The sequence below is a fragment of the Streptomyces sp. NPDC048057 genome (assembly GCF_040653095.1).
GTDB lineage: Bacteria > Actinomycetota > Actinomycetes > Streptomycetales > Streptomycetaceae > Streptomyces.
The window spans coordinates 74,890-97,048 of record NZ_JBEZNF010000013.1; the positions used below are offsets into that span (position 1 = coordinate 74,890).

Annotated in this window: 32 protein-coding genes; 5 read left to right on the top strand and 27 right to left on the bottom strand. The window is 70.0% G+C overall.

What is annotated here, in order from left to right; genetic code table 11:
- Positions 1-19 precede the first annotated feature (19 nt).
- Together AB0E05_RS17030 and AB0E05_RS17035 are read right to left on the bottom strand one after the other, a co-directional pair.
- On the bottom strand, positions 20-334 hold the full coding sequence (locus AB0E05_RS17030; RefSeq protein WP_361964012.1) for a hypothetical protein: 315 nt from the start codon (positions 332-334) through the stop codon (positions 20-22).
- A gap of 121 nt (positions 335-455) precedes the next feature.
- Entirely contained in the window at positions 456-776 is a 321-nt protein-coding gene (locus AB0E05_RS17035; protein ID WP_361964014.1) for a hypothetical protein, read from the bottom strand.
- Between the two features lie 470 nt (positions 777-1,246).
- Here AB0E05_RS17035 and AB0E05_RS17040 point away from each other — a divergent pair, with 470 nt between their 5' ends.
- The 3 genes from AB0E05_RS17040 to AB0E05_RS17050 all read left to right on the top strand — a co-directional run bounded on the left by AB0E05_RS17040 (position 1,247) and on the right by AB0E05_RS17050 (position 3,143).
- Entirely contained in the window at positions 1,247-2,002 is a 756-nt protein-coding gene (locus tag AB0E05_RS17040; RefSeq protein WP_361964016.1) for a helix-turn-helix domain-containing protein, read from the top strand.
- Between the two features lies 1 nt (position 2,003).
- Positions 2,004-2,336 (top strand): DUF296 domain-containing protein, encoded by a 333-nt coding sequence (locus AB0E05_RS17045; protein ID WP_361964018.1) that lies wholly within the window; start codon positions 2,004-2,006, stop codon positions 2,334-2,336.
- Positions 2,337-2,900: 564 nt separating this feature from the next.
- The gene (locus AB0E05_RS17050) at positions 2,901-3,143 is read left to right on the top strand and encodes a helix-turn-helix transcriptional regulator (protein WP_361964020.1); all 243 of its coding nucleotides are present in this window, start codon (positions 2,901-2,903) and stop codon (positions 3,141-3,143) included.
- A 54-nt stretch (positions 3,144-3,197) separates the two neighbouring features.
- Here the strand turns inward: AB0E05_RS17050 and AB0E05_RS17055 are convergent, their stop codons facing one another.
- The 6 genes from AB0E05_RS17055 to AB0E05_RS17080 form a co-directional block, all read right to left on the bottom strand.
- Positions 3,198-3,488 (bottom strand): hypothetical protein, encoded by a 291-nt coding sequence (locus tag AB0E05_RS17055; RefSeq protein ID WP_361964022.1) that lies wholly within the window; start codon positions 3,486-3,488, stop codon positions 3,198-3,200.
- Between the two features lie 77 nt (positions 3,489-3,565).
- Positions 3,566-3,802: a hypothetical protein gene (locus AB0E05_RS17060; protein ID WP_361964024.1), complete on the bottom strand. Its 237-nt coding sequence runs from the start codon at positions 3,800-3,802 to the stop codon at positions 3,566-3,568.
- Positions 3,803-3,847: 45 nt separating this feature from the next.
- Entirely contained in the window at positions 3,848-4,189 is a 342-nt protein-coding gene (locus tag AB0E05_RS17065; protein WP_361964026.1) for a DUF6415 family natural product biosynthesis protein, read from the bottom strand.
- Positions 4,186-4,560, bottom strand: a complete 375-nt coding sequence (locus tag AB0E05_RS17070) for a hypothetical protein (protein ID WP_361964028.1) — start codon at positions 4,558-4,560, stop codon at positions 4,186-4,188. The genes AB0E05_RS17065 and AB0E05_RS17070 overlap by 4 nt, the downstream gene beginning before the upstream one ends.
- Positions 4,561-4,644: 84 nt before the next feature.
- Positions 4,645-5,769, bottom strand: coding sequence for a helix-turn-helix transcriptional regulator (locus AB0E05_RS17075; protein WP_361964030.1), 1,125 nt, complete (start codon positions 5,767-5,769; stop codon positions 4,645-4,647).
- 165 nt (positions 5,770-5,934) lie between these two features.
- Positions 5,935-6,588, bottom strand: coding sequence for an HAD family hydrolase (locus tag AB0E05_RS17080; RefSeq protein WP_361964032.1), 654 nt, complete (start codon positions 6,586-6,588; stop codon positions 5,935-5,937).
- A gap of 33 nt (positions 6,589-6,621) precedes the next feature.
- On the opposite strand from AB0E05_RS17080, the gene AB0E05_RS17085 reads away from it, so the two are divergent.
- Together AB0E05_RS17085 and AB0E05_RS17090 are read left to right on the top strand one after the other, a co-directional pair.
- On the top strand, positions 6,622-6,819 hold the full coding sequence (locus AB0E05_RS17085; protein ID WP_361964034.1) for a hypothetical protein: 198 nt from the start codon (positions 6,622-6,624) through the stop codon (positions 6,817-6,819).
- Positions 6,820-6,828: 9 nt separating this feature from the next.
- Positions 6,829-7,041, top strand: coding sequence for a hypothetical protein (locus AB0E05_RS17090; protein WP_361964036.1), 213 nt, complete (start codon positions 6,829-6,831; stop codon positions 7,039-7,041).
- 331 nt (positions 7,042-7,372) lie between these two features.
- Here the strand turns inward: AB0E05_RS17090 and AB0E05_RS17095 are convergent, their stop codons facing one another.
- The 19 genes from AB0E05_RS17095 to AB0E05_RS17185 all read right to left on the bottom strand — a co-directional run bounded on the left by AB0E05_RS17095 (position 7,373) and on the right by AB0E05_RS17185 (position 22,137).
- The gene (locus AB0E05_RS17095; protein ID WP_361964038.1) at positions 7,373-7,606 is read right to left on the bottom strand and encodes a hypothetical protein; all 234 of its coding nucleotides are present in this window, start codon (positions 7,604-7,606) and stop codon (positions 7,373-7,375) included.
- A gap of 598 nt (positions 7,607-8,204) precedes the next feature.
- Positions 8,205-8,612: an RNase adapter RapZ gene (locus AB0E05_RS17100; RefSeq protein ID WP_361964040.1), complete on the bottom strand. Its 408-nt coding sequence runs from the start codon at positions 8,610-8,612 to the stop codon at positions 8,205-8,207.
- 55 nt (positions 8,613-8,667) lie between these two features.
- Positions 8,668-8,922, bottom strand: a complete 255-nt coding sequence (locus AB0E05_RS17105; RefSeq protein WP_361964042.1) for a hypothetical protein — start codon at positions 8,920-8,922, stop codon at positions 8,668-8,670.
- Positions 8,919-9,143, bottom strand: a complete 225-nt coding sequence (locus AB0E05_RS17110) for a holin (protein ID WP_361964043.1) — start codon at positions 9,141-9,143, stop codon at positions 8,919-8,921. The genes AB0E05_RS17105 and AB0E05_RS17110 overlap by 4 nt, the downstream gene beginning before the upstream one ends.
- A gap of 17 nt (positions 9,144-9,160) precedes the next feature.
- A complete protein-coding gene (locus AB0E05_RS17115) occupies positions 9,161-10,000 on the bottom strand; it encodes an N-acetylmuramoyl-L-alanine amidase (protein WP_361964045.1) in 840 nt (279 codons plus the stop codon).
- A 74-nt stretch (positions 10,001-10,074) separates the two neighbouring features.
- Positions 10,075-10,515 (bottom strand): hypothetical protein, encoded by a 441-nt coding sequence (locus tag AB0E05_RS17120; protein WP_361964047.1) that lies wholly within the window; start codon positions 10,513-10,515, stop codon positions 10,075-10,077.
- A 16-nt stretch (positions 10,516-10,531) separates the two neighbouring features.
- Entirely contained in the window at positions 10,532-13,825 is a 3,294-nt protein-coding gene (locus AB0E05_RS17125) for a hypothetical protein (protein ID WP_361964050.1), read from the bottom strand.
- Between the two features lie 21 nt (positions 13,826-13,846).
- Positions 13,847-16,609, bottom strand: a complete 2,763-nt coding sequence (locus AB0E05_RS17130) for a hypothetical protein (RefSeq protein WP_361964052.1) — start codon at positions 16,607-16,609, stop codon at positions 13,847-13,849.
- A gap of 146 nt (positions 16,610-16,755) precedes the next feature.
- Complete coding sequence (locus AB0E05_RS17135; protein ID WP_361964054.1) at positions 16,756-17,235, bottom strand: hypothetical protein; 480 nt, start codon at positions 17,233-17,235, stop codon at positions 16,756-16,758.
- Positions 17,232-17,711 (bottom strand): hypothetical protein, encoded by a 480-nt coding sequence (locus tag AB0E05_RS17140; RefSeq protein WP_361964056.1) that lies wholly within the window; start codon positions 17,709-17,711, stop codon positions 17,232-17,234. The genes AB0E05_RS17135 and AB0E05_RS17140 overlap by 4 nt, the downstream gene beginning before the upstream one ends.
- 66 nt (positions 17,712-17,777) lie before the next feature.
- A complete protein-coding gene (locus AB0E05_RS17145; RefSeq protein ID WP_361964058.1) occupies positions 17,778-18,203 on the bottom strand; it encodes a minor capsid protein in 426 nt (141 codons plus the stop codon).
- Entirely contained in the window at positions 18,196-18,552 is a 357-nt protein-coding gene (locus tag AB0E05_RS17150; RefSeq protein ID WP_361964060.1) for a hypothetical protein, read from the bottom strand. Before AB0E05_RS17150 ends, AB0E05_RS17145 begins: the two co-directional genes overlap by 8 nt.
- 12 nt (positions 18,553-18,564) lie before the next feature.
- A complete protein-coding gene (locus AB0E05_RS17155; protein ID WP_361964062.1) occupies positions 18,565-18,840 on the bottom strand; it encodes a hypothetical protein in 276 nt (91 codons plus the stop codon).
- Positions 18,841-18,875: 35 nt separating this feature from the next.
- On the bottom strand, positions 18,876-19,295 hold the full coding sequence (locus tag AB0E05_RS17160) for a hypothetical protein (protein WP_361964064.1): 420 nt from the start codon (positions 19,293-19,295) through the stop codon (positions 18,876-18,878).
- A gap of 9 nt (positions 19,296-19,304) precedes the next feature.
- Positions 19,305-19,814 (bottom strand): hypothetical protein, encoded by a 510-nt coding sequence (locus AB0E05_RS17165; RefSeq protein WP_361964066.1) that lies wholly within the window; start codon positions 19,812-19,814, stop codon positions 19,305-19,307.
- A complete protein-coding gene (locus tag AB0E05_RS17170) occupies positions 19,798-20,124 on the bottom strand; it encodes a hypothetical protein (RefSeq protein WP_361964068.1) in 327 nt (108 codons plus the stop codon). Before AB0E05_RS17170 ends, AB0E05_RS17165 begins: the two co-directional genes overlap by 17 nt.
- The gene (locus AB0E05_RS17175; RefSeq protein WP_361964070.1) at positions 20,124-20,513 is read right to left on the bottom strand and encodes a hypothetical protein; all 390 of its coding nucleotides are present in this window, start codon (positions 20,511-20,513) and stop codon (positions 20,124-20,126) included. Before AB0E05_RS17175 ends, AB0E05_RS17170 begins: the two co-directional genes overlap by 1 nt.
- Before the next feature lie 13 nt (positions 20,514-20,526).
- The gene (locus tag AB0E05_RS17180; protein WP_361964072.1) at positions 20,527-21,399 is read right to left on the bottom strand and encodes a P22 phage major capsid protein family protein; all 873 of its coding nucleotides are present in this window, start codon (positions 21,397-21,399) and stop codon (positions 20,527-20,529) included.
- 18 nt (positions 21,400-21,417) lie between these two features.
- Complete coding sequence (locus AB0E05_RS17185; protein WP_361964074.1) at positions 21,418-22,137, bottom strand: hypothetical protein; 720 nt, start codon at positions 22,135-22,137, stop codon at positions 21,418-21,420.
- Between the last annotated feature and the right edge of the window lie 22 nt (positions 22,138-22,159).

The window sequence follows — 22,159 nt, forward strand, 5'->3', positions numbered from 1 at the left end:
GAGGACGCCTGGCCGTCCGCTACACCGGGGGTACGCCGGGCGTCGGGGTCGGTGCTGGTCGTGGTGGGTGTGGGCCTGGGTCGGGTGGCATCTGTGGGGTTGGCTTGCCGTGTTTGCCGGCTTCGATTCGGCGTTCGGTGAGGCGGTAGATCCCGAGGGGCGGGAAGAGTTCGACGCGTACCGGATTGCCTTCTGTGGCGCAGGTGTCGCACAGCAGGTCGCGGATGCCGGGTGCGGTGCGGGTCGTGGTGACGGGTTGGCGCCAGCATGCCTCGCATGTCGTGACGTCGGTCGCGGTCAGCTTGGCGGCGCTGACGGGGATCAGGGTGAGCATGTGGTGCTCCTGTGGGTGGGTGGCCCCGGCCCTGTCGCGGGGGATCGGAAAGAAGGGCCGGGGCCGGTTGGACCCGTGTGCCGACGCGATGGCCCCTTGCCCGTGCGCCGGCACACGGAGATCAAGCGCTGTGCCGTGGCTTGCGCCCCGTGTACATGAGCAAGGTCTTGATGAACTCGGCCAAGAGCAGCAGCTCTTCATCGATCCGAATTCCGGGCTCGACCCCGGCCGCGGCCTTCCGCGCACTCGCGACGCAGGTGAGGACGTGCTGCCCGTACCACTCCCCGCTGAGGCTGCGCCCGTACTCCTCAGCGGGCTCCGCCAGCATGGTGATGTGGGCCCGCAGTCGGCCCCGGAGTGCTTCGACGGCGTCGTTCGGCGGCTGAGTCAGGCACACGGCACCCGCGAGGCGTACGTCCCGGGTGACATCCACCAGGCTCACGCGCAGGCTCACCGAGCACCCCGAGTACAACGCGGACACGAGCACGGCGGGAACTTCATCGGTTCCGGGACGATGTCGTCCGACGCCCGGACGCTGACCTCCCGCTCCACCGGCCACCGCGTCCCATCCGAACCCACGCGATACACCCGCATCGTCATCGCGGCCCGTCCCTCGTCGGGTCGTTCAACTACTGCGCGCTCGGACGCTGGGTTGAGTTCGGCGCCTGGTGGGAAACTCCCCGAAGATCTGCGGCCGTCAGTACGATGCATCGCGTCGACTCCATCCAGTCGTCCACACCCCCGAGTCGTCTCACCGGCTGCGGGGGCCTTCTTGTAGCGGGTCGGAACTCGATGGGCGGCCGTGAAGCAGAATCGGAGCGGGTGGCCGAGTCGAGACCCGATTGCACACGTACAGGTCTATCTCCGCGGAGAGCGCCGTGGAGGGGCATACGGAGGGGCATCATGTGCTCCATGCCGATCGGACAGCTCATCCGTGATCTGCGCGGTGCCAGAGGCTGGACTCAGAACAAGCTGGCTGACCAACTCTCCATTGCCGCTGGCGAACCCAACGGCGCGCCCGGACGGGACGCAGTCAAAAGGTGGGAAGCGGGAAAAGTGATCCCCGGCGATCACTGGCTTCGCCAACTAGCGCACGTCTTCAACGTGCCTATCGAGAACTTGAAGAGTGAAGCTACGCTCGATCACGTGAACCGACGAAACTTCATTGGCCTTTCGGCCCTCGTCGCCGCGCATGGGCATATCGCCTCACAGATGGTGGCGAGCATCGCGGGTCGGGACTCGGGGCCCTTGGCGCTGTCCCAGACAACACACGGCACTGACATCGTGATCGCTTCCATGGCCGACAGGGCGTCGGTGTCGCACCTCACGCGGTGGATGCGGGACGCGGGAACGTCCGTCCTGCGCGTGAACGCTGCGGGCATCCTGGCCAAACTCCCTAGCCAGGACCATGCAGCGAAAGTCACGGACGTCCTCACTCATGACGACGAGGTCCGGCACCTCTACATGACCGCGGTGACGTCAAGGGTGTGCGCGGTCGACTGGACGACGGCCGGGCGCATCGTCACGACCCCAGGTGCCTACGCCTCACAGGCCCCGTTCCTTGCTGGGCGCTTCGCGCAGGAAGCGGTCAATCCAAGGGACGCTGGTGCGCGTTGGTGCTCATCCGTCATGCTGCGAGAACTCTCACCCATGATCGGATGGAGCTGACGTGCTGGTTTTCGAGGTCAAGAACGAAGAACTCATGGAGTCGGTGAACCGGCAGGCGGCGAAGGCCGGTGTGACGGACGCGGCGATTGTGTCGCTCATCGGGGCCGCCGACCGCTTCACGGTCTCCACCATGCCCGAAGGCGACGCGCTGAAGGACGACATCACGAAGTACGAGCTACCTGCCGAGATGACGGGCACCGGCGAGATCCGTAACGGCTTCGCCCACGTCCACGCGGTCATGGCGGTCCAGGGGGACCGAGCCGTATCTGGCCACCTCCACGAAGCGCACATCGGTACGCACTTCGCCCGCGTCTACCTCATCCCTTGCCTCTGACCAGCGCCTAGCGCTGCCCGTCTTCGAGGTGTCCGAGTTCGTCCGGTCCGCGCAGGCGCGCGCGTGGGACGTGCGTCTCGGATTGACGCCCGTCGCCGAAGGCGTCGGGAAGGACCGTTCGCGGACGAAGGATCTTCAGACGCGCAGTGGCCCGACCGCCGGAAAGGAATCCCCGCGGTCGGGCCACTGGTGTGCTCGCTCTGACCTGGTCTCCAGGAGCGCAAGGGGCGTCAGCCCTGCTTGGTCTCCCAGAAGATCTTGTCGATTGCCTGCCTTGCCCGAGCCGGATCGGCGTGACCTGCGGATATGTCGCTGACCTGCGCTCCCATGATGCCCAACTCTGGCTGTATCTAGCAGTAGCTAGCAATGCTGTGCATCTACTCTCCATGATCATCTCCCAGTCGTCTCCCACTTCTCCCACCCGGACGCTCGGCCCGAGCACGCAGAAGGCCGCCCGCCCTCCGGGGGTGCTCGGAGAACGGGCGGCCGATCGTGGAGCCATGATCACAAAAAGCGACATGACTGACGCTGACAAACAATCGTGCAGGTCAAACAGTTTGTCGAGTGCCCGAGACCCCCGCCTGGATCAGCGACAGCCGCCAACGGCTCGGCGATCGCATCCGGGCAGCACGTCTCTACGCCGGGCACACTCAAGAGGTTTTCGCGGAGATGGCCGGTATCGACCGCCGGACCCTCCAGCGCATCGAGGCCGGCACCAGCGACCCCCCGTACGGACGCCTCCTGCGGATCGCCCGCGCGCTCGACGTCCCGCTGGCGGTCCTCGTCGCTGACGACGCGGGCGAGTAGGGCCCCGGCCCTGCCGCAGGGGAGCGGAAACGCAGGGCCGGGGCGGTTCGGGGGTTAGCCCTCGACGTTGCCGCAGGCTCCATTGCTGCACACGTACTGCGGGTACGACGTGGGGTTCCCGTTCTCATCCACGTCCACCGTGCGGTACATCGTGCCCCCGCACCTGCTGCACCCGCGCGTCTCGATCCGCTGTCCCATCTGGGCCTCCATTTCTTCGATGACGCGACGCTCGTACGTCGCCTGGCGTGCTGCCGGGCTGGTGGCCTCGTCGATCATGGCGAGCACGCGCTTCAGTTGGTGCTCGTCGTCGTCGATCTGGGCCCTCGTGTCCCCGGGCCGTGCCACGCGGTGACACTTCGGGCACTGCAACCACCCCGCTGCCAGCTCCATGAGCCGGTCGCAGCGGGGGCATTCCGGGGTATTCACTCGTCCTCCATGCGCCCACAGACGGCGCAGATCCACAGGCCAGGTTGCAGCCACATCGTGGCCCGGCACTTCGGGCAACCGCGGGTGCGGATGCCCTGCGGCCCCATCAGGGGCGGGTCCGGCGTGCTGGCCACGTAGTCCACGATCCGGGCCCGCAGCCGGGCATCCATCGTGTCGGCCATGCGCAGTAAGCGCGCCACCCGGGAGCGGGCCTCGTCGGCGAAATCGGTCATCTCGCCCGCAGCGTAGCGGGGGGCGTACGGTGCCCGCTGCGCGCCTCATTGGGTGTTGCCCCTGGTGTAGGCGGTGGTCCTGCGCGCCGACTCGGCCAGCATCCGGAGGGCGACCACAGGGTCCGCCTCGCCGGGCTGGAGCGCCGCAGCCTGCCGGGCGAGGTCGATGTCGTGGAGGACGATGTCGCGGCGCCGATCGTCGGGCAGGCCGCGGCCGTACGCCTCAGCCTCGTCGATCACGAGCAGGATGTACCTGCGGAGCCGGGCGCGGACCGCCGTGGCCCGGGGGCCGGTCGGGTCCTGGCGGGCGAGTGCTCGCGCGAGGTCGGCGTCCCGGGCGATGTCGACCATGCTGACGTGGCCGTCCGGGAGGGGAGCGCGGGTCACCGCGGCCTCCGTACGCAGCGGGGGCAGGAGCACGGCGGGAACTTCATGGGCTCGGGCACGGTGTCCTCCGTTGCCCGGACGTTGACCTCCCGCTCGACCGGGCCGCGCGTCCCGTCGGGGGCGACCCGGTACACCCGCATCGTCATCGCCGGCGCGGCCTCGGAGGGCAACGCGAAGACAAGGGGACCAGGGCGGCAGCCGCAGGAGCGGACCTCCCACACGCGCTGATCAGCTTCGAAGCGCACCAGCCCTACGGGCTCCATCGGGCGGGACGCGGCACCGCAATGCCAGCATGCCGCGCCGTGCAGCCGGGCCAAGCTCACGGTGCCGGTGAGCACCAGCGCCGGTTCGATCGGTGGCGAGTGCACCATGGAGGGGTCTCCCAACCTTTCGCGGTTGAGAGCGATGATGAAGCCGCAGGTACCCCACAAGTGACCCAAGGTGGGTCACTCGGCTCAGGCGTCTCCCGCGTGGCACCACTCGGCGAAGGACGACAAGTCTTCGACGTCCGCCCGCCGGATGCGGCGGATCTTCGCGACGTCCTCACGCACCCACGGATGCTCGCGAGCATGCAGCGGCGCGATGTGGCGCGCGACCTTCAACGATTCGTACGCGTCGTCCGGGCGCCCCGACCAGAGCTGCGCGCGCGCCAGCTCGATGTAGAAGCCGCTCCTCCTTTCGGCAGGAAGGGTCAGCGCTGGCTTCCACTGGCGGGCCACGTCCAGCGCGGCGGCGGTGTGGTCACCGCCGAGGCTGACCGCAACGGACACCGCGTGGATGCGCACCGACTCCGGGCCGAACGCGGTCCCCCCATAGGTGCCCTCCTCAACATCCTCAGACAGCCGCTCAGCCTCGGCGAGGTGGTGATGGGCAGCGGCGGCACATCGCGTGCGCCCCGCGATCACCGCGGCGCGCATGTGGAGCGCGCCCAGTGCAGCCGACGTCGCCGGCGTACTCGGCGCCGGCACCCGGTCCATGGCTACCTCCAACGCGCGGAGGCCCGCATCGTGCGCGCGGGCTGCGAAGTACGTCTCCGTGCGCACGTACGCGACCGTCGCGCCCACCACCTGATCCCCTGCGTGAGGAGCGGACCACCGCATCAGGTCGATGAGGCGCGCGGACAGGTCGTGCGCGCCGTACTTGTAGGCGGCAGCATCTGCGGTGCGCAGGGCGGAGACGAGGAGGCGTGCGACCGCGGGACGGCCTTCGTCGGCGGACTGGTCGAACGCGCGGAACAGCTCACCGAGGAGCGACGCGGCCGACTCGGCGATGCTCACGTACTGGGCGTTCAGGCGCTTCCGCTCCGCAGCCTCAACGGCGGACCGCAACTCTGACAGCGGTCGTACCGGGCCATCGTCGGGCATGTCGTACGTCGCAATCACCGCCGAGAGCCCAGGCAGTGCAGCTCTCACCCGGCCGGCGCTGCGATCGTGCGCGCCGAGCAGTACCGAGACGTCGATCCCGAGCGCGTCCGCGATCGCCGTGAGCACGGCATCGCCGGCACCGCGGGCGCCCCGCTCGATCTTTCGGAGCGTGCCGACGTGGACACCTGCCCGATCGGCAAGTTGCTGCTGCGTCATTCGAGGCCGGGACACACTGCGTTGGTAGGCAACGCGAAGCCCTACCTCGCGCGCACTGGGCGCGGGCATAATGGTCTCCATTCGAAGCTCGACACTTCGAAAGTACCCGCGCTGTCACTATCCGGGTACAGGAACGGCCTTGCTGACACCCGTCGGTGGGGCCGTTCACCGTTCCCGGTTGGCTGAGATGATCGGGACCAGATCGTGCAGGCTGTCGATCGACCAGTCCGCCACCGCTCGCACCTGGGCGTCGTCCGCCCAGTAGAAGCCCCACGGGCCGCGCCGCAGGTGCGCGGTGCGAAGGCCGTACGCGGCGGCGGGAGCGACGTCGTTCGCCGGATGGTCACCCACGTAGACCGTCTGCGCCGGTGCCGCCTCCGCGAGGGCAACGGCCCGTTCGAAGAACTGGTGGGACGGCTTGGCGACACCCCAGTCTCCAGACACCGCGACCACGTCGGCCGGCAGGTCGAGAGCGCGCAGCAGCTCGCCGGCGCGGGCGGTCTGGTTGCCGGCCACGACCACGCGAACGCCCAGCTCGCGCAGAGCAGCGAGCGCGGGCCGCACATCGTCGTACAGATCCGGCTCCTCGACGACCTCGCCGCGGCCGGCGGCCTCCCGTACCGCGTACTCCGCGGGCACATCGAGGCCAGGTCGCACGAGCCGCAGTGCGTCCGCGTTGTCCCGTCCCTGCGCAACGACTGCGCCGACCAGCGCGGACAGCGTGTGCCGGGGTACATCCAGCCAGTCCGCCCAGCCGCCCCAGTATCGGTCGTCGCGCACCAAGGTCTCACCGATGTCGAACACCACTGCTCGGATCATGGCGCCAGCCTACGAGGCGTAGGATCTCGGTCCGTGGCTGATATCGAACTCACGGACGAACTGATCGCGCTGGAGCGAACCGCCTGGGAGGAGATCCGCGCCGGCCGGCTCACCGTGGAGACCGCCGCCGCGGTGCAGGCCGGCATCACGGCGCACGCCGCCGCCACCGGGCAGGGACGGTACGAGGTCGAGCGCGAGCTGAAGCAGCGGGTGCGGCACCCCGCCGGGTAGCCTCCCGCCATGACCGCACCCGATCCGCGAGACCAGCACATCGCCGACCTCCGCGACGCTCTAACCACGGCCAAAAAATGGATCGCGTTCTCAGCTGGGATGCTCGCCGACACCCACCCCGACCACGCCGAGCAGCAGATGGAGGTAGCCGAGCAGATGACGCGAGTCCTAGACCGCACCGCCCCCGGCAACCCCGCAACGGCAGGGACGAATCCACTCTGAGACGGAAACACGGAACACCCCCGCAGCGGCGGGGTGCCGACCACGGTAGCGCAGCCACCCGCCCCGTGTCCGCCCGCCGGGCCGCGCGTTGCACCAGCATGGACCTCGACCTCGCCCAGCTCCCCGACGAGTCGGACGCCGAACCGCGGCGGAAGCACAAGCCGCGATCGCTCTGCTCCGACACCTGGCAGAGTTGCCCGACACCGACGGCGACACCGCCATGGCCGCCGCCATCCTCTGGGAGCGGCTCGCCCGACGGCTCCCCAGCACGTGACAAAGCCGCCCCCTCCCCACGGGTGGGGAGGGGGCGAGCGGGGTAGCCGATCAGCGTTCAGACCGACACGGCAAGGTATTCGAACCCTGCGGGCACAGCACCAGCGTCGCCCTCGGCCAGCAGGTAGACCAACTCGTCCGGAGCGTCGGGGCCGTAGCCGACCTGCGCCAGCCACGCAGCTATCTCCGGACGGTCCAGCAACCCGGGCACCTCCGGGCACTCCGGGTCGGCCAGCTCGCGGCCCGGGACCAGGTCACCGGGGGCGGCGGATATGAGGTACATCGTGCTCATCGTCGGCTCCTGTGGGCTCGAAGGGCCCGGAGCAGGAACCGGCGCCCACCAGGAAGGTGAACGCCGGAACCCTCACCAGCTCCGGAAGAACAAGCGGAAGCGGAAAACTGAAAGGCCACCGCACTGTTGCGATCCCTCAAGGGATGATGATGACGCCTCCGTCGAAACGGGGGACGTGATGCGGCCGAGGCCGCGCCCTCCAGGGCTGATGAGGCACCGCCCGCCAGTTGCCCAGCGGTTGGCACACCAGGAACGTAGCACCGCCGGCCCCGCGGGCGCAGGGAGAACGCGAAGATTCACCCCCACCCGGGGGACGGTGGGGACGCAGGGGACGCTGTTTCCGGCTTCCTCTCTATCCCTCTCCTCTCCTTCCTCATCAGGACAGAGAAGAAGGGGGTAAGAGTCGTCCCCCGCGTCCCCCATGGCGTCTGAATCGCCCTTTGTCCTGGTGGGAGCGGGGCAGCGAGGGGACGCCTCACGGTTCGGGACGCGTCCCCCAGTCGTCCCCCACACGTCTCAGTCGTCCCCCAGTCGTCCCCTTGAACGCACGAAGCAGCCCCCGCCGCGCTCCCACGAAGGGGGCGGACGGGGCAGTTGTTCAGCTGTGGACGGACGACGGCAGCACTGGCCGGTGGACGTCTCGGTGCACCAGCTCCACCTCGTACCCCGACGCTTCGACGTACAGCAACGCCAGCTTCTGAATCTCCCGCGCCATCACAACCGCACGATGCCGGCCGCCCACACAGCCCGCCGCGACCGTGAGCATCGGGGCGCCAGACTCCGTCAGGAGTATGTGCGCCGCGAGCGTGGTCTGAGCAGCGAGCTGCCAGGCTCCAGGGGTAGCGAGGACATGCTGGTACACGCGGTCGTCGAGCCCGGTCATCTGCCTCATAGCCGGGTCATGATGCGGATTCCGCAGCGCCCGCCGCAGGTCAAGGGTGATGTCCGCCAACGGTGGAGCGGCGTGGCCGTACCCGAAGGACACGACCCGCAGTAAGGGAGTCATGCGGCCAGCGTGCACCGCGCCACCACGCGCCAACAGGGGTTTCCCGTTTCCTCTTTCACCGGCCGACGCTCTGCCACAGCGCAACAGCGAGCGCACCCAGCGCGGTCAACGCCGCCATCGACGGCAGCGGCCAACGCGCCCGCTCCAGAGCCTCCACCCGCTGCTCCAGCGCCGCGATATCGGCCTCCGACTGGCCCGTACGCTGGAGCGCCAGATCCAGCCGACCGTTCAGCTCGGCAAAGCCCGTACGAATCTCGCCCTTCACCTCCGCCAGCTCGACCGCGACCTGCGTCGTCTGCTCGGGAGTCACCGGCGACTCCGCGGTATCCAACCGACCGTCGCCTGATCGCCGATCAGCGAGCCGACGGCGGCCTTCAGCACCGACAGGCCCGCCGGAATGGCCGCGATCGCCGCGGCCTTGAGCGCGGACAGGTCGGTGAGGTCGAAGCCGTCGGCGAGCAGCAGCCCGAGGAGGGCGACGACGTACGTGCCGGCGGTGCGTTCGATCGTGTCGAGGACGAGTCGAGACATGGGGGGTTCTCCGTTCTTCAGGGGGTGATGGTGAAGCCGCGCTTGGCGCCCAGCTTCTTCAGGGACTCGGCGCCGGGGATGCCGTCGGCGTCCTTGCCGGCGTAGCCGCAGCGCCGCTGCCACGCCGCGTACGCGCGCACCGTGGCGGTGCCGTAGTGGCCGTCCGCCAGCTCGCGGGCGAGTAGCTTCTCGGCCACCAGCGCGGTCTCCACGGTCTTGGTGCCGTAGTACGACACCGGGGTCCCGCGCCGCGGCGGGTCCGACTTCGCGGCGGCGATCAGCCGGGACAGGTCGACGACGGGTTTCGCGGGCGGTCGCGTCCCGGGCTTCGCGGGCGGCACCGGATCGGAGCCGCCGGGCCGCGGGGCGCCGCGCTCCACCCAGTCGTACAGCGCATCCCCCGGGCACGCGGTCGCGTACCCGTCCCGGTGCCCGCGGACTTCCAAGCCGGCGCCGTGCTCGCGCAGCAGCTCGATGCCGTCGCGGAGCGCGTGCAGCAGGGCGTCCGTGGGCTGGGTGAGCCCCTTGGAGCCGATGAGCGCGACGATCGCGAAGTGGTCGCGATTCAACTGGGCGTTGCCGTTGGCGCCGGTCCGGCGCCGCAGCCCGCGGCCCTCCAGCAGGTAGCCGTGGACGCAGGCGGCGTAGTTGTACGCCACGTCGCTGTAGCCCTGCGTCTTGTCGGCGAGGTGCGCGCGGCGGATGTTCTTCCACTCGGCGAGGCACAGTTGGTGGTCGTCGGCGAGCTTGGTCGAGACCGCCGTTCCTTCGTAGTGGATCTTCACGCCTCGGGTGGACGTCTGGGCGGCTGCCGCAGAGGCAGGCCAGCCCAGTTGGGCGCGGGTGACAAGCGGCACGGGAGCCTCCAGGGCGCACAAGAAAGCCCCCGGCCAAGGCGGCGAGGGGCGTTGGGGTGAGGGCGAGGGAGGGGTCAGGTGACCTCGTAGATCACGACCTCCAAGCGCGAGTGGAGATGGAACTGACCGCCGCCGCCCGCGCCGTTGATCACGCCGAGCAGCGTGAAGGTCTGCGTCCCCGCACTGGCCAGGGTCCCGGACCAGGACATCGCGACCGTGTCCCGATCCGGCGTATCCATCGCATGGATAGCCAAGCCGCTCTGGTCGGTGCCGCCGACCTGGAGCTTTCCGACCATGAGATTGGTCGCGTGGACCACGGTGACGCTGCAATCGAACACGCCGCTCGCCGTGAAACGCGCGCCCGCCGTCTCGGTCGCGAGGGTGATCGTGAGCCCGGGAATCGGCTGGTACGACGTCGTGCCGGTGAGGGCCGCGGTGCACTCCGCTGAGTACGGCGTCGGCTGAAGGCGATCAAGCTGGGCCGCGGTGACGATCTGGCCTGCCAGGATCGGCATGACCCCTCCATTCTGGTCAGAGCGCGGTGCGCATCGGGTGGGCGAGGTTCACAGGCGCCCCGGTGGCGTGGGCCTTGATGACGCCGTTCGCCGAGCGGACCACGGTGGCAAGCTGCGGCGTGATGATCTCGAACGCGTCGAACCTCAGCTCGGGCGCCGTGTTGGTGTTGCCATTGAACGCCGAGGCAGTGAGGCCGAGTTCGCCGGCCTCGATCGTGTCCGTGGTGATCGTGACCGTGTGGGTCCAGTCGACGGGCTCCGGCTGGCCGACGGGCCACACGCGCATCTGCACGGTGTGCCCGACGAGCCGCACGTGGACCTCCAGCTCACTGCCCGCGGTGTACGTGTACGGCAGGGCCGGCGCCGAGCCGACCTGGGTCGTGCCGCGCGTGATGGACACCGACAGGGCGCCTGCGAGGCCGAAGTGCACCCGGGCCCGGTAGAACACGGAGGTGCTGACGGCGCGCAGGGCTATGCCGGGGATGTAAGCGGCCCCGGTCGCGACCGCCGACACCGACATGCGCACCCGGACCTCGGCATCCGCGACCGGCCCCGTGATCGTCTGGAAGCGGATCGACCCCGCGTTGGCCGCCAGGGTGATGACGCCTCGGCCGCTGGCCACCGTCCGATCGGAGGTGGCGCCGCCGACCTCCATCCACGCCTGCCCGGAAGTCGACGTGCCCCACGTGCCCGACAGGGTGCGCGCGAAGGTGTCGGCCCGGTTGACGATCGCCGTGGCGGTCACGTGCTCGCCGGCTATCGCCAGGTCGAAGGGGAACATCGCCCCGTAGCCCGCCGAGTCGATCCAACGGGGACCGCTGTCGGTCTGCACCTCCAGAGCCGTCTGCGTCTCCGAGGCGGGCGCGCTGAGGGACGAGCCCTCCGTATCCGGCCGCCCCAGAGCGGGGTCCTCGGCGACGGCGACGGTCCACGGACCGCCCGGGGCGCACATGAAGTCCACCACCCACTCGAACTCGCCGAACGTCTCCGACCAGCCCAGGGCCATCAGGTCCAGCGGCCCCGGCGGCAGATGGTCCGGCAGGTTGGTGATGCGGATGATGTCGCCCTCCCGCAGCATGCACACGGCGGGCGCCAGCTCCGGGAACCGGTGGAGCAGCAGCCTCAGCCGCGGATACCGGTACTCATCCCACGTGGACTGGGCGAGCCGCCAGGCGGCGATCTGCTCCAACTGCCCGTCATGGAACAGGGACAGGGCGACGGCCTCCTCGTACAAGCCGATCCCCGCCGGCGGCGGCGCAGTCGACAGCGGCCCGGTGTCCTGTTCGACGGTGGCCGACGAGCCGCCCGTCCGGGACACGGTCACGCTGTTGCGTACGGTGTCTTCCTCGACAGGTTCGAACGGCTGCGTCAACTGCTCGTAGCTGATCATCAGCGCCGGGCGCTGGTTGTACAGGCTCACCCGCGGCCGGTACGACAGCGCGAGCGCCGTCGCCTGCTCCAGCAGCAGGCCACCGTCCGCGGCCTCCGCCTCCTCCAACAGCGACAGCAGCTGCCCGGGCCGCTGCGGACCCATAGGCACCGTGTCCCCGCTGTCCACCGTCTGCGGCACACCCTCCTCAGCGCACAGGCGGGTGATGCGCCCGGATGCCGCCTCGCCCCGGAATCCATCGTCGGCGAACTCGTAGGCCAATGTGTTGTCGCTGCTCAGGACGCCGAGATGCCCGACACTGAACCCGGCCGCTGTGGCATCGAAGCGGGTGCGCACGGATGCGACGACCCCAGAAGTGGCCGCTATGTCGGTGCCCAGGAAGTACCCGTCGCCGGAGATGTTCATGTAGCCGAGGTGGTACGTGACCTGCCCCGGAGCCGGGGCAGGCTTTGCGATGGCCTCGAGACGGATCCACCGATCGAAGAACTCTTCCAAGGGGGAGAACGGGAGGTTCAGGACCACGTCGCCGGCCGCGTTGACGCCCGTCAGGCGCATCGCGTTTGGGGGCTCCAGCGCGACCGTGACCCGTCGGACCGTGCCGGTCGTCGTGAACTCCAGGAGCTGCGTCGGCCCCGCCCCGCCCGCTGGGGTCGGGATGAAGCAGACGTAGGTAACCATCCACTCGCCCGTCGCCGGGTGAGTCGGGACAGTGCCCGTCAGGGTGGCGCTGCTGCTGAGCCGGGGCAGCGCCGACGAGCCGACGAGGCTGCTGTCGGCGGCGAAGTCCAGCCCGGTCACGGCGAGAGGGGCGACGCCGGACAGCGGACTGTACGCCTGGGTGGCGTCGCGGTCGTCCTCCATCGGCCAATAGGCCCTGACCGACGGCTCCGAAGGGATCCGGCGACGCAACGTCGACTCCAGGTCACCGCGGCCGGCCTCCAACCGGCGCAGCAACCCAGCCGCGGTGATCGGCACGGTGACGTTGTGCCCGCTGCGGTGCCAGCGAGGCTCCCACTTCGGGACCTCGGCCACGGCACGGGTGCGGCGGCCCGTGACCGTGCTGCCCGCCTCCACCGTCCACGGTCGGCCTGCGCTGTCAGTGAAGCTGGTCGCCCCCTCCGCTTGCGCGCTGAAGTCGAGCGCGGCCACGACCGTGGCGCCGGCCCGGAGTTCGAAGGCATGGACCATGCCGGCCGCGGACGGGAAGCCCAAGTCTCCCCAGCCGTCGCCCACGCGGACGGGTGAGGTGCTGGCGAAGACGGACGTCGTCCCGGCCGTGACGACTGGCGCCCCGAGCGGCGTCCACGGCCCGGCGATGCTCGGTGCCGTGTAGAAGGTGACGGTGCTCCCGGCCGCGCCGTTGTCGACGTCGAGCGCCGCCCGGATCGCGAGGCGCCGGGACGGCGGGACGGGCAGGTCGATGGTGGACGTCGCGCCGAGCGTGGACGTGCCGGCGGTCGACCACTCGATGCGCACCCGCCGGTCACGCATCAGCAGCAACCACGATCGTTGGTTCGTGGCCTGCGCGCCCTTGCCGGCCAGTTCGACGCTTCCGTCCGCGAGCCAGTTGTCCAGGGTCGCCTCGACCCGGACGTCGGTGTCGCCCACGATGTCGAGGGGCGGCGCGTCCGGCGTGGACGCGCCTCCGCCGGCCCCCATGACGAGTGCCCGCTGCCCCGAGTCGACCGTGAGCCGCAACGGGGTGTTCCGTCCGAGCCGCTGGTAGTACGGGCTGCGGGGGTTGCGGTTGTCGTACAACCCGCCCGGGCTGTCCAACGTGAGTCCGACCTCGGCCGCGTCCGCCGTGGACCCGCGCGAGCGCCGGCCGCGCGTGTGGGTGATGCCCGGCTCATGCCGCACCGTCGCGGGGGTCCACACGCCGTCGATCTGGAGTTCCACTCGCGCGTCAGGGATCGCCACCTGCTGCTCCTTCCTATCTATCTATCGCCGGCCGAAGGCCCGTTGGACGTCGCCGCCGCCGAGGACAGTGACCTGCTGGCGGATCTGTTCGGTGAGGTAGTCGCCACCGCGGCTTCCGTCGCTGCGGACTTCGAGGACGATGCGCCGCTCCCCGGCGCCCGCCGTCGCGCCGGCGCCGGCCATAGCCAGCCCCGGCATGCCCGCGCCGGGGAGCGCGAGGCCCGCGCCGAGGGCCTGTTGCGCGGCGGCGAGCATGCCGCCCGCCGCGTGCGCCACCGTGGCCTGCTCGCCCGTGATGCCGGCGGCGAGTGCTTGCCCGATCGACTGCCCGCTGTAGAGGGTCCAGCCCCGGCCGGAGAAGGGGCCTTCCTTCGCGGGGCTGAAGGGGAAGAAGTCCCTCGCCTTCGACACCAGGCCGCTGACCGCGTTGGCGATGTCGCCCGCCCTGCTGACGATGCCGTCGATGAAGCCCTGCACGAGCGACCGGCCGCTGCTGTACAGGGTCGAGGCGATGTTGCCGAGCGCCCGACCAGCACGCCCCGGGAGACCTTGCACCCACTCGACCGCCTTGGAGACCCCGTCGCGTACGGCGGTGATCATCTGCGTGGCGGCGTTGCGCGCCGGGCCGGCGACCGAGGCGACGAGCCCGCCGAGCGCGGAGAGCGCCTTGCCGGGAAGGCCCGCGAACCAGGCCACTACCTCGGTGACGAGGTCGGGGATGATGCTGTTCCCGACGAGCAGGTTGTACAGCCACTCGAACGCCGAGGCGATGCCGGTCGTCAGCCAGGTCACCGCGTCCAGAGCCGGCTGCATCGCCGTCCGGAGGCCGCCCAGGACCGCCAGGATGCCGGAGATCACCGGGATCACGACGCCCGTGATGACGCCCGTCGCCAGCCGCAGCCACAGCGCCGCGAACGTCGTCAGCACCGGGAGCAGCGGCAGGATCGCCGGCAGCAGCGACGACACGAGCTGCATGCTCAGCGTGGTGAGCTGCGGCAGCAGCGGCGCGAGCGCGGTGAGGACCTGCCCGACGGACTGCCCGAGCTGCACGAACAGCGGCGCGACCTGAGGCAACACCGGGATGATCATCTGGAGGATGGATACGAACTGCTGCGCGCCCTGCTGCACGAGCTGAACGAGGATGTCGCTCAGGCCCTTGATGATCGGCGTCAGCAAGGGGCCGATCATCGAGGCGACCTGCTGCACCACCGGCGCCAAGGCGGTGAACACCGAGGCGACCGCGGCCAGCATCGGCGACAGCGCCGGCAGCAGGGCCGCGACGAGCTGACCGATCACCGGCAGCAGCGGCGCGGCGGCCACCACGAGCGCACCGACCGCCGTAGCAGCGGCCTGTAGCACGGGGCCGAGAGCGGCGATGATCGGGCCGAGCGCGGCGCCGAGCGCTGTGATCAGCGTCTGCACGGGCGGCCCGAGCGCGGCGAACACGGGCCCCAGCGCGCTCAGGGCGCTGCCGAGCAGCGGCGCCGCGACGCGCGCCAGGGTCGCAACGGTCTCGAAGATCGCCCGCAACCCCGCCTGGACGGCCGGGCTGGCGAACGCATCCGCGAGCGCCCCCGTGATCTGCTGAAGCACCTGGATGAAGGAGCCGCCCGATGCGTTCGCAGCCCCGAAAATCGACCCGACAATTGAGAACACGTTCCCCGCGACCTGACCCAGCTGCCGGAGAATTACGAGCGCCTGTTCAATGGCGCGTTCCATCGCGCCCGAATGGAAAGCTCGGTCGATCCGCTCCGAGATGCTGTCCAGAGCATTCCCGGCGCCCGCCGTGAGGCGCCCGAATGCCGGGCCACTGGCAGCGGCCACCTGTGTGAGAGCCACCATGATCTGAGACGGGACCCGCGACAGGTTGAACAGGCCCGTGTTGGCCCCGCTGATGGCCCGCCCGAGGGTGCCGGACGTGCTGAGCCCCATCGCTGCGTTGCCAACGTTCCGCGCCATCAGGTTCAGTGCGTTGGCCGAGTTCGACAGGCCATTCCGGAGAATGGGGAGCGTGGTCTTCCCCATTCCCTTCAGAATGTCGTCGAGGCCCCGGAAGAGTCGTTCCTGAACACCCTGTTGGAGGGCCTTCAGTTGCGGCTGCATGGTGCGGATTTCCTTGACGAATTCCCGCGCATTCGGCGAGAGCTTTTTCAAAGCCTCCGCGTACGCTTCCGGATCGGACGGGTCCATCGCGGCCGAGACGGCGTCCTTCACGCCGACCATGCCGATCTTCAGCGCCTTGGACGCCAGCTGCACCGCGAACAGGGCGGTCACAGCAAGGCCCGCCGCCGGGGCGATGTTGCCCACCGTCGCAGCCAGCCCAGCAGCCACCGGAACCGCTGCGCCGAGCCGGCCCGCGAGGGCGCCAACTTGCATCGCGACCCCACCGATAGCGGGCCCGGCGGCGGCGAGGCGGCTGAAGTCGAGGCCGCCGACGCGCTCGGCGACGCGGTTGACCATGCCGGCCAGCGAGGTGCCGAGCCGGCCGGCCTCCGCCCGCAGGCGTGCGAACCTCGCGCGCATCGTCCTGGACTGGGCGTCCGCAACGCTGCTGTACACCGTGACGATCCGCGTCCCAGCCCGCTCAGCGTCGGAGAAGGAATCCGCGAGGGCGTTGCCCATGACCTCGGACTCACGAATGAAGCGGCCGGAGAGATCGCGGAGGCGCCCGGCGGTGTCGAGGCGGAAGCCCTCCATCCTGAGCTGCGACCTGGCAATGCCGCGCTCGAAGTCGCTGCCGTCGGCCCTGATGTAGCCGACGAGGTCGCCGATCGTCATGGACATGCCGCACCGCCTCCTTCGTGGTCAGCCGCGGAGGGCGGCGCGAATCAGGGCGGGGTCGTCGACGACGTTGAGTTCGTCGCCGGCAATGCGGCGGAACACGGCCTCGCCGGAGAGGCCGTTGAGGAGGACCCAGAAGCGGCGGGTACTCAGCCCCGCGATGTCTTGCGGGCCGAGGTGGTACTCCCTGAGGAAGTCGGCTTCGACCGCCCACCAGTACTTCTCGACGGCCTCTTCTGCGCGGCTGCGCGGCGCTCGGCGCGGTTCGGCTCCGGAGCTTTTCCCACGACCTGCTCCATCACCGCGTCGTACGCCTCCTGGTAGGACACGTCCTCGCCCTGCGCCTGCGCCATGCCCCACCCGAGGATCGTGAAGAGCTGTCGAGTGCCGATCCGGTCCGGGCCGTCGAGCCACGCACTCGCGGCCTCCTCGCCGAAGAGCAGCGCCACCAGTTCGGCGGCGTCCTCGTCGCTGTCGGAGTCCTGAAGCTCTTCGAAGCGCTTGTTGAATCCGTAGGGGAGGTCGCTGGGGACCTTGACGGTGAGGCCGCAGACCTCGGTGGTGCGGGCGCCGTGGACCTCGGTCCACCAGGCGTCGAAGGAGGTGGGTTCCGTCTTGCGGGCGGTCATGCGATGGCCGCCGTGGTCGACGGGCCGGAGCGGGTGATCGTGACGGACCAACTGGCCTTGTCGTTGTTGCCGCCGCCGGTGTCGCCGAGTTGGAAGTGAGCCTTCGGCCATACTTCCCAGGTGGTGTCGCCGGGAGCTGCGAACCTGAAGCCGCACAAGGAGGCATTGCCGAGCCGTTCGGCCTGCGCCTCGATCAGTGCCTGAGCCGGGTCCAGGGCGCCCGTGACGGGGTCCTTCAGCCGGAGCCCTTCCAGCGTCAAGGACTTGCCGATCTGCATGTTCTGGGACTCGGCTTGGCCCTCGCTGCCGAAAGTGGTGGTGTCCGCGGTCTCGTACTCGTGGCTCTTGGTGAAGGTGGTGATGCCGCCTTCTCCGGTGCCACCCTCCGACGTACGGAACTCCAGCCAGGTGCCGGGGGCGTTGAAGTCCTCGACTTGGAACCGGCAGTCGCGTGCGTTGTACTTCTGAGCTGGCATTTCTCCTCCGGGCATGCCTGTGGGCCCGGGCACCGGTCGGCGACGGGCTGAAGTGTGGAAGGGGGGTCAGGCGCGGTGCGCCGTTGGGTTGCGGATCTCCAGGCGGAAGTTCGCCACGTGCTCGTGACGCTGGTTGGCGTCGACGCCGAGCGAGCCGGGGGCGCCCGAGAGGGCGACGGCCAGGATCAGCGTCGTGCCGTCCGGCAGGACGACCGGCCCGAGGCCGTGCAGCTCCGACCGGATCCGCGAGCACAGGGCGCGGGACACGCGTGGGTCGCGCCCGCCGCGGACCCGCACCTGCATGCGGGGCTCGTCGTACGGCAGCAGACTGTCCGGCTCGGTGCCGTCGTCGTACAGCGTCAGCACGACCACCGTGTCCGGCGCGCTCGGCATGGACTCAAGGAAGCAGTTGCCCGTGACGCCGGTCGGGTCGTACTGGACGATGCCACGGGCGGCGAGGTGCTGCGCGATGCCGTCGAGAAGGTCAGCCACGAAGCCACCTCCCCAACGGGACCGCCATCATCCTCAGAACCACATCCCGCTCAGAGTTCATCGGGATCTCCAAGTACTTCGCCGACCTGCCGGGGGCGTGCTTCCAGGTCAGCTCCTCGTGTTGCCTGACGGCATACACAGTGTCGAAGGTGATCATGCCGTCCAGCTCGGAGATCATGTTGACCCGGCCGGAGCGCTCAAGGGTGCCCTCGTCGAGCGGCACCAACTTCCTGGCCTCGCCCAGGACGTGCTCCAGGCCACGTTGCAGCCCCTCGGACGCGAGCCGGCGCCCGCGTGAGGTCCACTGGCGGCGGGCGTCGCCCGGCCGGAAGCGGGTGTACTGCGGCAAGCCGACCACCTCCTACAACAGTTGGATCTCCAGATGGCTCGGTACGGGGAGCCGTCCGCCATCCCTGCGGAGCGCGGCGATCACCGTGGTCTCCCGGCCGGACGGCAGGATCACCCTGCTCTCGGCCGGACAGACGGTCTCCAGCGGCGCGTACACCGTGCTGGAGGAGACGACCTCCTGCCCGTCCGCTGCCCGGACCGTGCGGGTCTGGTCGTCGAGGAAGCACCGCACGGTGGTCGCCGGCCCGTACTGCGGCCCGTACGCGCTGTCCCCTATATAGGGGCACACCGTGACCGTGTGCTGGAGTAGCCAACCGGGGACCCTCACGAGACCACCAGCCCCAGCAGCAGCACATCCGGGGTGAGGTCGGGCGACCGCAGGTGATCCCAGACAGCCGGCGCGATCTGCCGCCCCGGCGCGTCGTCTCCGCTGACCGCGGTGACCGACCGGCTGAGCTGGACGGAGCCGATGCTCACGGAGCCCCAGCCAACGCCGGCCGCGCCGGTCGTGTCCCCGACCTCCGCGCCCCACTCGGCCTGCGCGCACACCGCGTCGCGGAAGGCGGCCACGACGAGGGGGTGCGTCGGAAGCCCGGTCACGGGGTCGGCGTCGCACCAGCACAGCCGGAACACCCGGGAGTCGAGGAACGTGCTCGCGCGCGCGAGGCGGCTCGCGATGTCCTCGGGCGGGGTCTGCCCCGTGTACGTCTGGTAGTCGGTGGCCGTGGCGTACACCCTGGCCATGGCCACCTCCTACGCGCTGGTGCCGATGAGGACGAGGTCGTACGTCACGCTGGTGCCGGCGCCCGAGTTGGCGACCTTCAGCAGGTCGGCGGTCCCTGCGGTCACGGCGTAGGCGGTCGCGTCCGTCGCGCCGGCCATCACGCCGAGCGTCGCGCCCGGCCGCAGCGTGATCGTGCCGGTGGCGCCGAGGAGGGTGGACCACGCGTTCGACGTGGCGCCGCCGATCACGACGTTGTTCGCGTTGGCCGAGGCCGCGGAGACGAACAGGCCCTTCACCTTCACGAAGGTGATCGCCGCCCCGAAGGCGTCGGTGAGCACCCCCGCCAGGTCCAGATCCTCCGTCGCCGAAGCGGCCAGGGTGCGCCGGTCGTGGAACACCCGGTCAGCCATGCCCGCAGCCGTGCCGGACTCCAGGTGCACACCGCGCCGGAAGTCCAGCGGGTCCGTCACCACCGTCAGATCCTGCGCCTTCGTCTGCCGCACGGACGCGCTCATTCCGAAGTCACTGATCACCGGCACCGGAACCACCTCCCGTTCCGTACTTGTCGATCAGGTCGCCCTTGGTCATGGCCTCGGCGTCATCGGCCGTGGCGCCCTGGACGACGGCCCAGCCGACCCACGACGTCTTCGGCGCCGTGCGCGCGGGCTCGGTCAGCGGCAGACCGGGCACCCCCGAAGCCTCAGCGGGCTCCACGTAGGGGGTGCCGTCCTCGTTGACGCGGCGCAGCGCGCCCTTGGCGAGCCGATCCGCGATCGGTTCCGGGAGCGGCAGATCCATCCGGAAGATGGTCCCGCCCTCCCCACGGACGTAGATGTGGTCGCTGCTCATTAGGTGTTCCTCGGGACGCGGAAGGCGGTGATCGTGCCGGGGACGACGGCGGACGCCACGTCGATGAGCATGGTGCCGTCGTTCTGGAGGAACCGGCCGGACTCGAAGGGGCCGATCCACTGGGTGCCCGCGTTGGCGACCGCGACCACGAGGTCTCCCTGGCCGGACGCGATCGCGGGCGGGTAGGTGCCGGCCTTGACCGTCACGTTGCCGCCGGTGGCGCCCGCGGTGACCCGCAGGACGGTGAGTTCGGGCAGGGCCTTGCCGTTCGGCCCGGCGGCGGGGATGACGTGCCCGTTGTTGGTGCCGGGGTTGAGCGCGGTGCCGGCCGGGTCGGCGAGGTTGCTGTTGGGGACGAGGTTGCTGTAAGCGACAGGAGTGCGTGCCATGGTGGCCTCCGGGTCAGGACTGGACGGCAGTGACGTACGCCATCGAGTCGGGGCGGATGAGCTTCGCGCCGTACAGGGCGAGGCCCTTGACCGCGTCGCTGAAGCTGGACTCGGGCCGGTACGCCTCGGTCTTGTTGATCTGCTCGGCGAAGGAGATGGCCGAGTTCACGCCCGCGGTGACGATGAAGTTGTTCGCGGTCGGGACGGGGACGTTGTTGGAGACGAGGATGTCGAAGCCAACAGCGCGCCCCACCTGCCCGTTGCGCAGGCCCTCGCTGGTGCCGGACTCGTTGACCTTCACGAACCGGGGGTCGCGCAGCAGGACGCCGTGGAGCCACGGGGGGATGACGACGTACCGTCCGTCGGTGCGCACGTTGGCCTCGTCGAGCTGGACCTTCAGCGGCACCAGGATCTCGTTGTACGCCTTCGCGGCCTCCGCGTCCCACGAGGTGGGGGTGGAGGTGTCGATGGTGACCGGCGCGACGACGTTCCCGGCCTGCACGCCGGTGTAGAAGGACGCAACGTACTGGTCAACGGTGTCGGCCAGCTTGTAGGCGGCGCGGCTCATGGCCTCGGTCATGACGTCGCCGCGGGCCTGCCGCTTGTCGATATCGTCCACCTTAAAGGCGAAGTACTTCGCCTGGTCGATGACGAGGGTGCGCTGCGCGTCGGTCAGCTCCTCGGGCGTGATGACCGTCGCGTTCGGCACGTAGGTGCCGATCGTCGGGTCGGAGATCGACGTGATGCGGACGGTGTCGCCGGCCTCGGCAATCTCGCCTTCGTAGTCGCGGTTGACGATCGTCGGCCCGGCGTAGACGAGGCGCTTGCGCAGGGCGACGAGGAGCCTGGCGGACCAGATCTCCGGCCGGAATCGGGTGATGGCCACAGGGGCCTCCTTCTGGGGTTATCCGCCCAGCAGGTTGCGCAGCAGGCCCTTGTCCTGGGCTGCCACGATCTGCTCGGGCGTCATGCGGGAGAGGTCGTCCTCGGTGAGTTGCCGAGGCTCGGAGCCGCCTCCACCAGAGAGGTCAGCGCCACCGCGTACCGGGCCGGCCGGAGCTGCGGAGAGAGAAGCGTTGGCGGCGACGGCCGCCTTGGCCGCGGCCACCAGGGCTGCGGAGTCTGTGGGGTCGATCTCCCGGACGGAGTCCAGGAAGCTGACGGAGTCGCGGAGCGCGGCGGGGTTGGCGCCGTGCTCGCCCGCGGTCTCGTAGAGGGCGGCGCGCAGGAGCGCGTCACGGCGCTCGGACTGCGCGGCGGTGAGGCTGGCTTGGAGCTGCTCCGGGTTGGCGTCGTCACCGAGCTTGATCCCGGCGGCCTTGAGCTGGTCGACGAGGCCGTTGAAGCGGGTGTCCTGCTGCTGCTCGGCTTCGCGGAGCTTGGTGCGCCACTGAGCGGCCTCCTTGCGGAGGCTGTCGACGTAGGCGGCGTCGTACATCCGCGGCTGTTGCCCGCCGTCGTCGCCCTGGTTACCGGCGGCCGGCGCTGCGGGCGCCGGGTCGGATCCGGAGCCGTCGCCGTCCCCTCCGTCGGCGTAGAAGATCGGGGAGAAAGGGGCGCGCGCGTAGGGGTGGGCCCAGCCGGCGCCGTCGCGGCGGTGGCGGGCAGGGGTGCGGCGGGTCATGGTGCCCTCCTGGGGCGTCGTT

Bases quoted from the DNA above. Each gene is read 5' to 3' on its own strand.
- AB0E05_RS17095 (WP_361964038.1), bottom strand. From the start codon at position 7,606: ATGAGCACGATGTACCTCATATCCGCCGCCCCCGGTGACCTGGTCCCG.
- AB0E05_RS17175 (WP_361964070.1), bottom strand. From the start codon at position 20,513: ATGGCACGCACTCCTGTCGCTTACAGCAACCTCGTCCCCAACAGCAAC.
- AB0E05_RS17075 (WP_361964030.1), bottom strand. From the start codon at position 5,769: ATGACGCAGCAGCAACTTGCCGATCGGGCAGGTGTCCACGTCGGCACG.
- AB0E05_RS17080 (WP_361964032.1), bottom strand. From the start codon at position 6,588: ATGATCCGAGCAGTGGTGTTCGACATCGGTGAGACCTTGGTGCGCGAC.
- AB0E05_RS17170 (WP_361964068.1), bottom strand. From the start codon at position 20,124: ATGAGCAGCGACCACATCTACGTCCGTGGGGAGGGCGGGACCATCTTC.
- AB0E05_RS17130 (WP_361964052.1), bottom strand. From the start codon at position 16,609: ATGTCCATGACGATCGGCGACCTCGTCGGCTACATCAGGGCCGACGGC.
- AB0E05_RS17135 (WP_361964054.1), bottom strand. From the start codon at position 17,235: ATGACCGCCCGCAAGACGGAACCCACCTCCTTCGACGCCTGGTGGACC.
- AB0E05_RS17090 (WP_361964036.1), top strand. From the start codon at position 6,829: ATGACCGCACCCGATCCGCGAGACCAGCACATCGCCGACCTCCGCGAC.
- AB0E05_RS17070 (WP_361964028.1), bottom strand. From the start codon at position 4,560: ATGGTGCACTCGCCACCGATCGAACCGGCGCTGGTGCTCACCGGCACC.
- AB0E05_RS17110 (WP_361964043.1), bottom strand. From the start codon at position 9,143: ATGTCTCGACTCGTCCTCGACACGATCGAACGCACCGCCGGCACGTAC.
- AB0E05_RS17120 (WP_361964047.1), bottom strand. From the start codon at position 10,515: ATGCCGATCCTGGCAGGCCAGATCGTCACCGCGGCCCAGCTTGATCGC.
- AB0E05_RS17100 (WP_361964040.1), bottom strand. From the start codon at position 8,612: ATGACTCCCTTACTGCGGGTCGTGTCCTTCGGGTACGGCCACGCCGCT.
- AB0E05_RS17060 (WP_361964024.1), bottom strand. From the start codon at position 3,802: ATGACCGATTTCGCCGACGAGGCCCGCTCCCGGGTGGCGCGCTTACTG.
- AB0E05_RS17140 (WP_361964056.1), bottom strand. From the start codon at position 17,711: ATGCCAGCTCAGAAGTACAACGCACGCGACTGCCGGTTCCAAGTCGAG.
- AB0E05_RS17030 (WP_361964012.1), bottom strand. From the start codon at position 334: ATGCTCACCCTGATCCCCGTCAGCGCCGCCAAGCTGACCGCGACCGAC.
- AB0E05_RS17040 (WP_361964016.1), top strand. From the start codon at position 1,247: ATGCCGATCGGACAGCTCATCCGTGATCTGCGCGGTGCCAGAGGCTGG.
- AB0E05_RS17185 (WP_361964074.1), bottom strand. From the start codon at position 22,137: ATGACCCGCCGCACCCCTGCCCGCCACCGCCGCGACGGCGCCGGCTGG.
- AB0E05_RS17160 (WP_361964064.1), bottom strand. From the start codon at position 19,295: ATGGCCAGGGTGTACGCCACGGCCACCGACTACCAGACGTACACGGGG.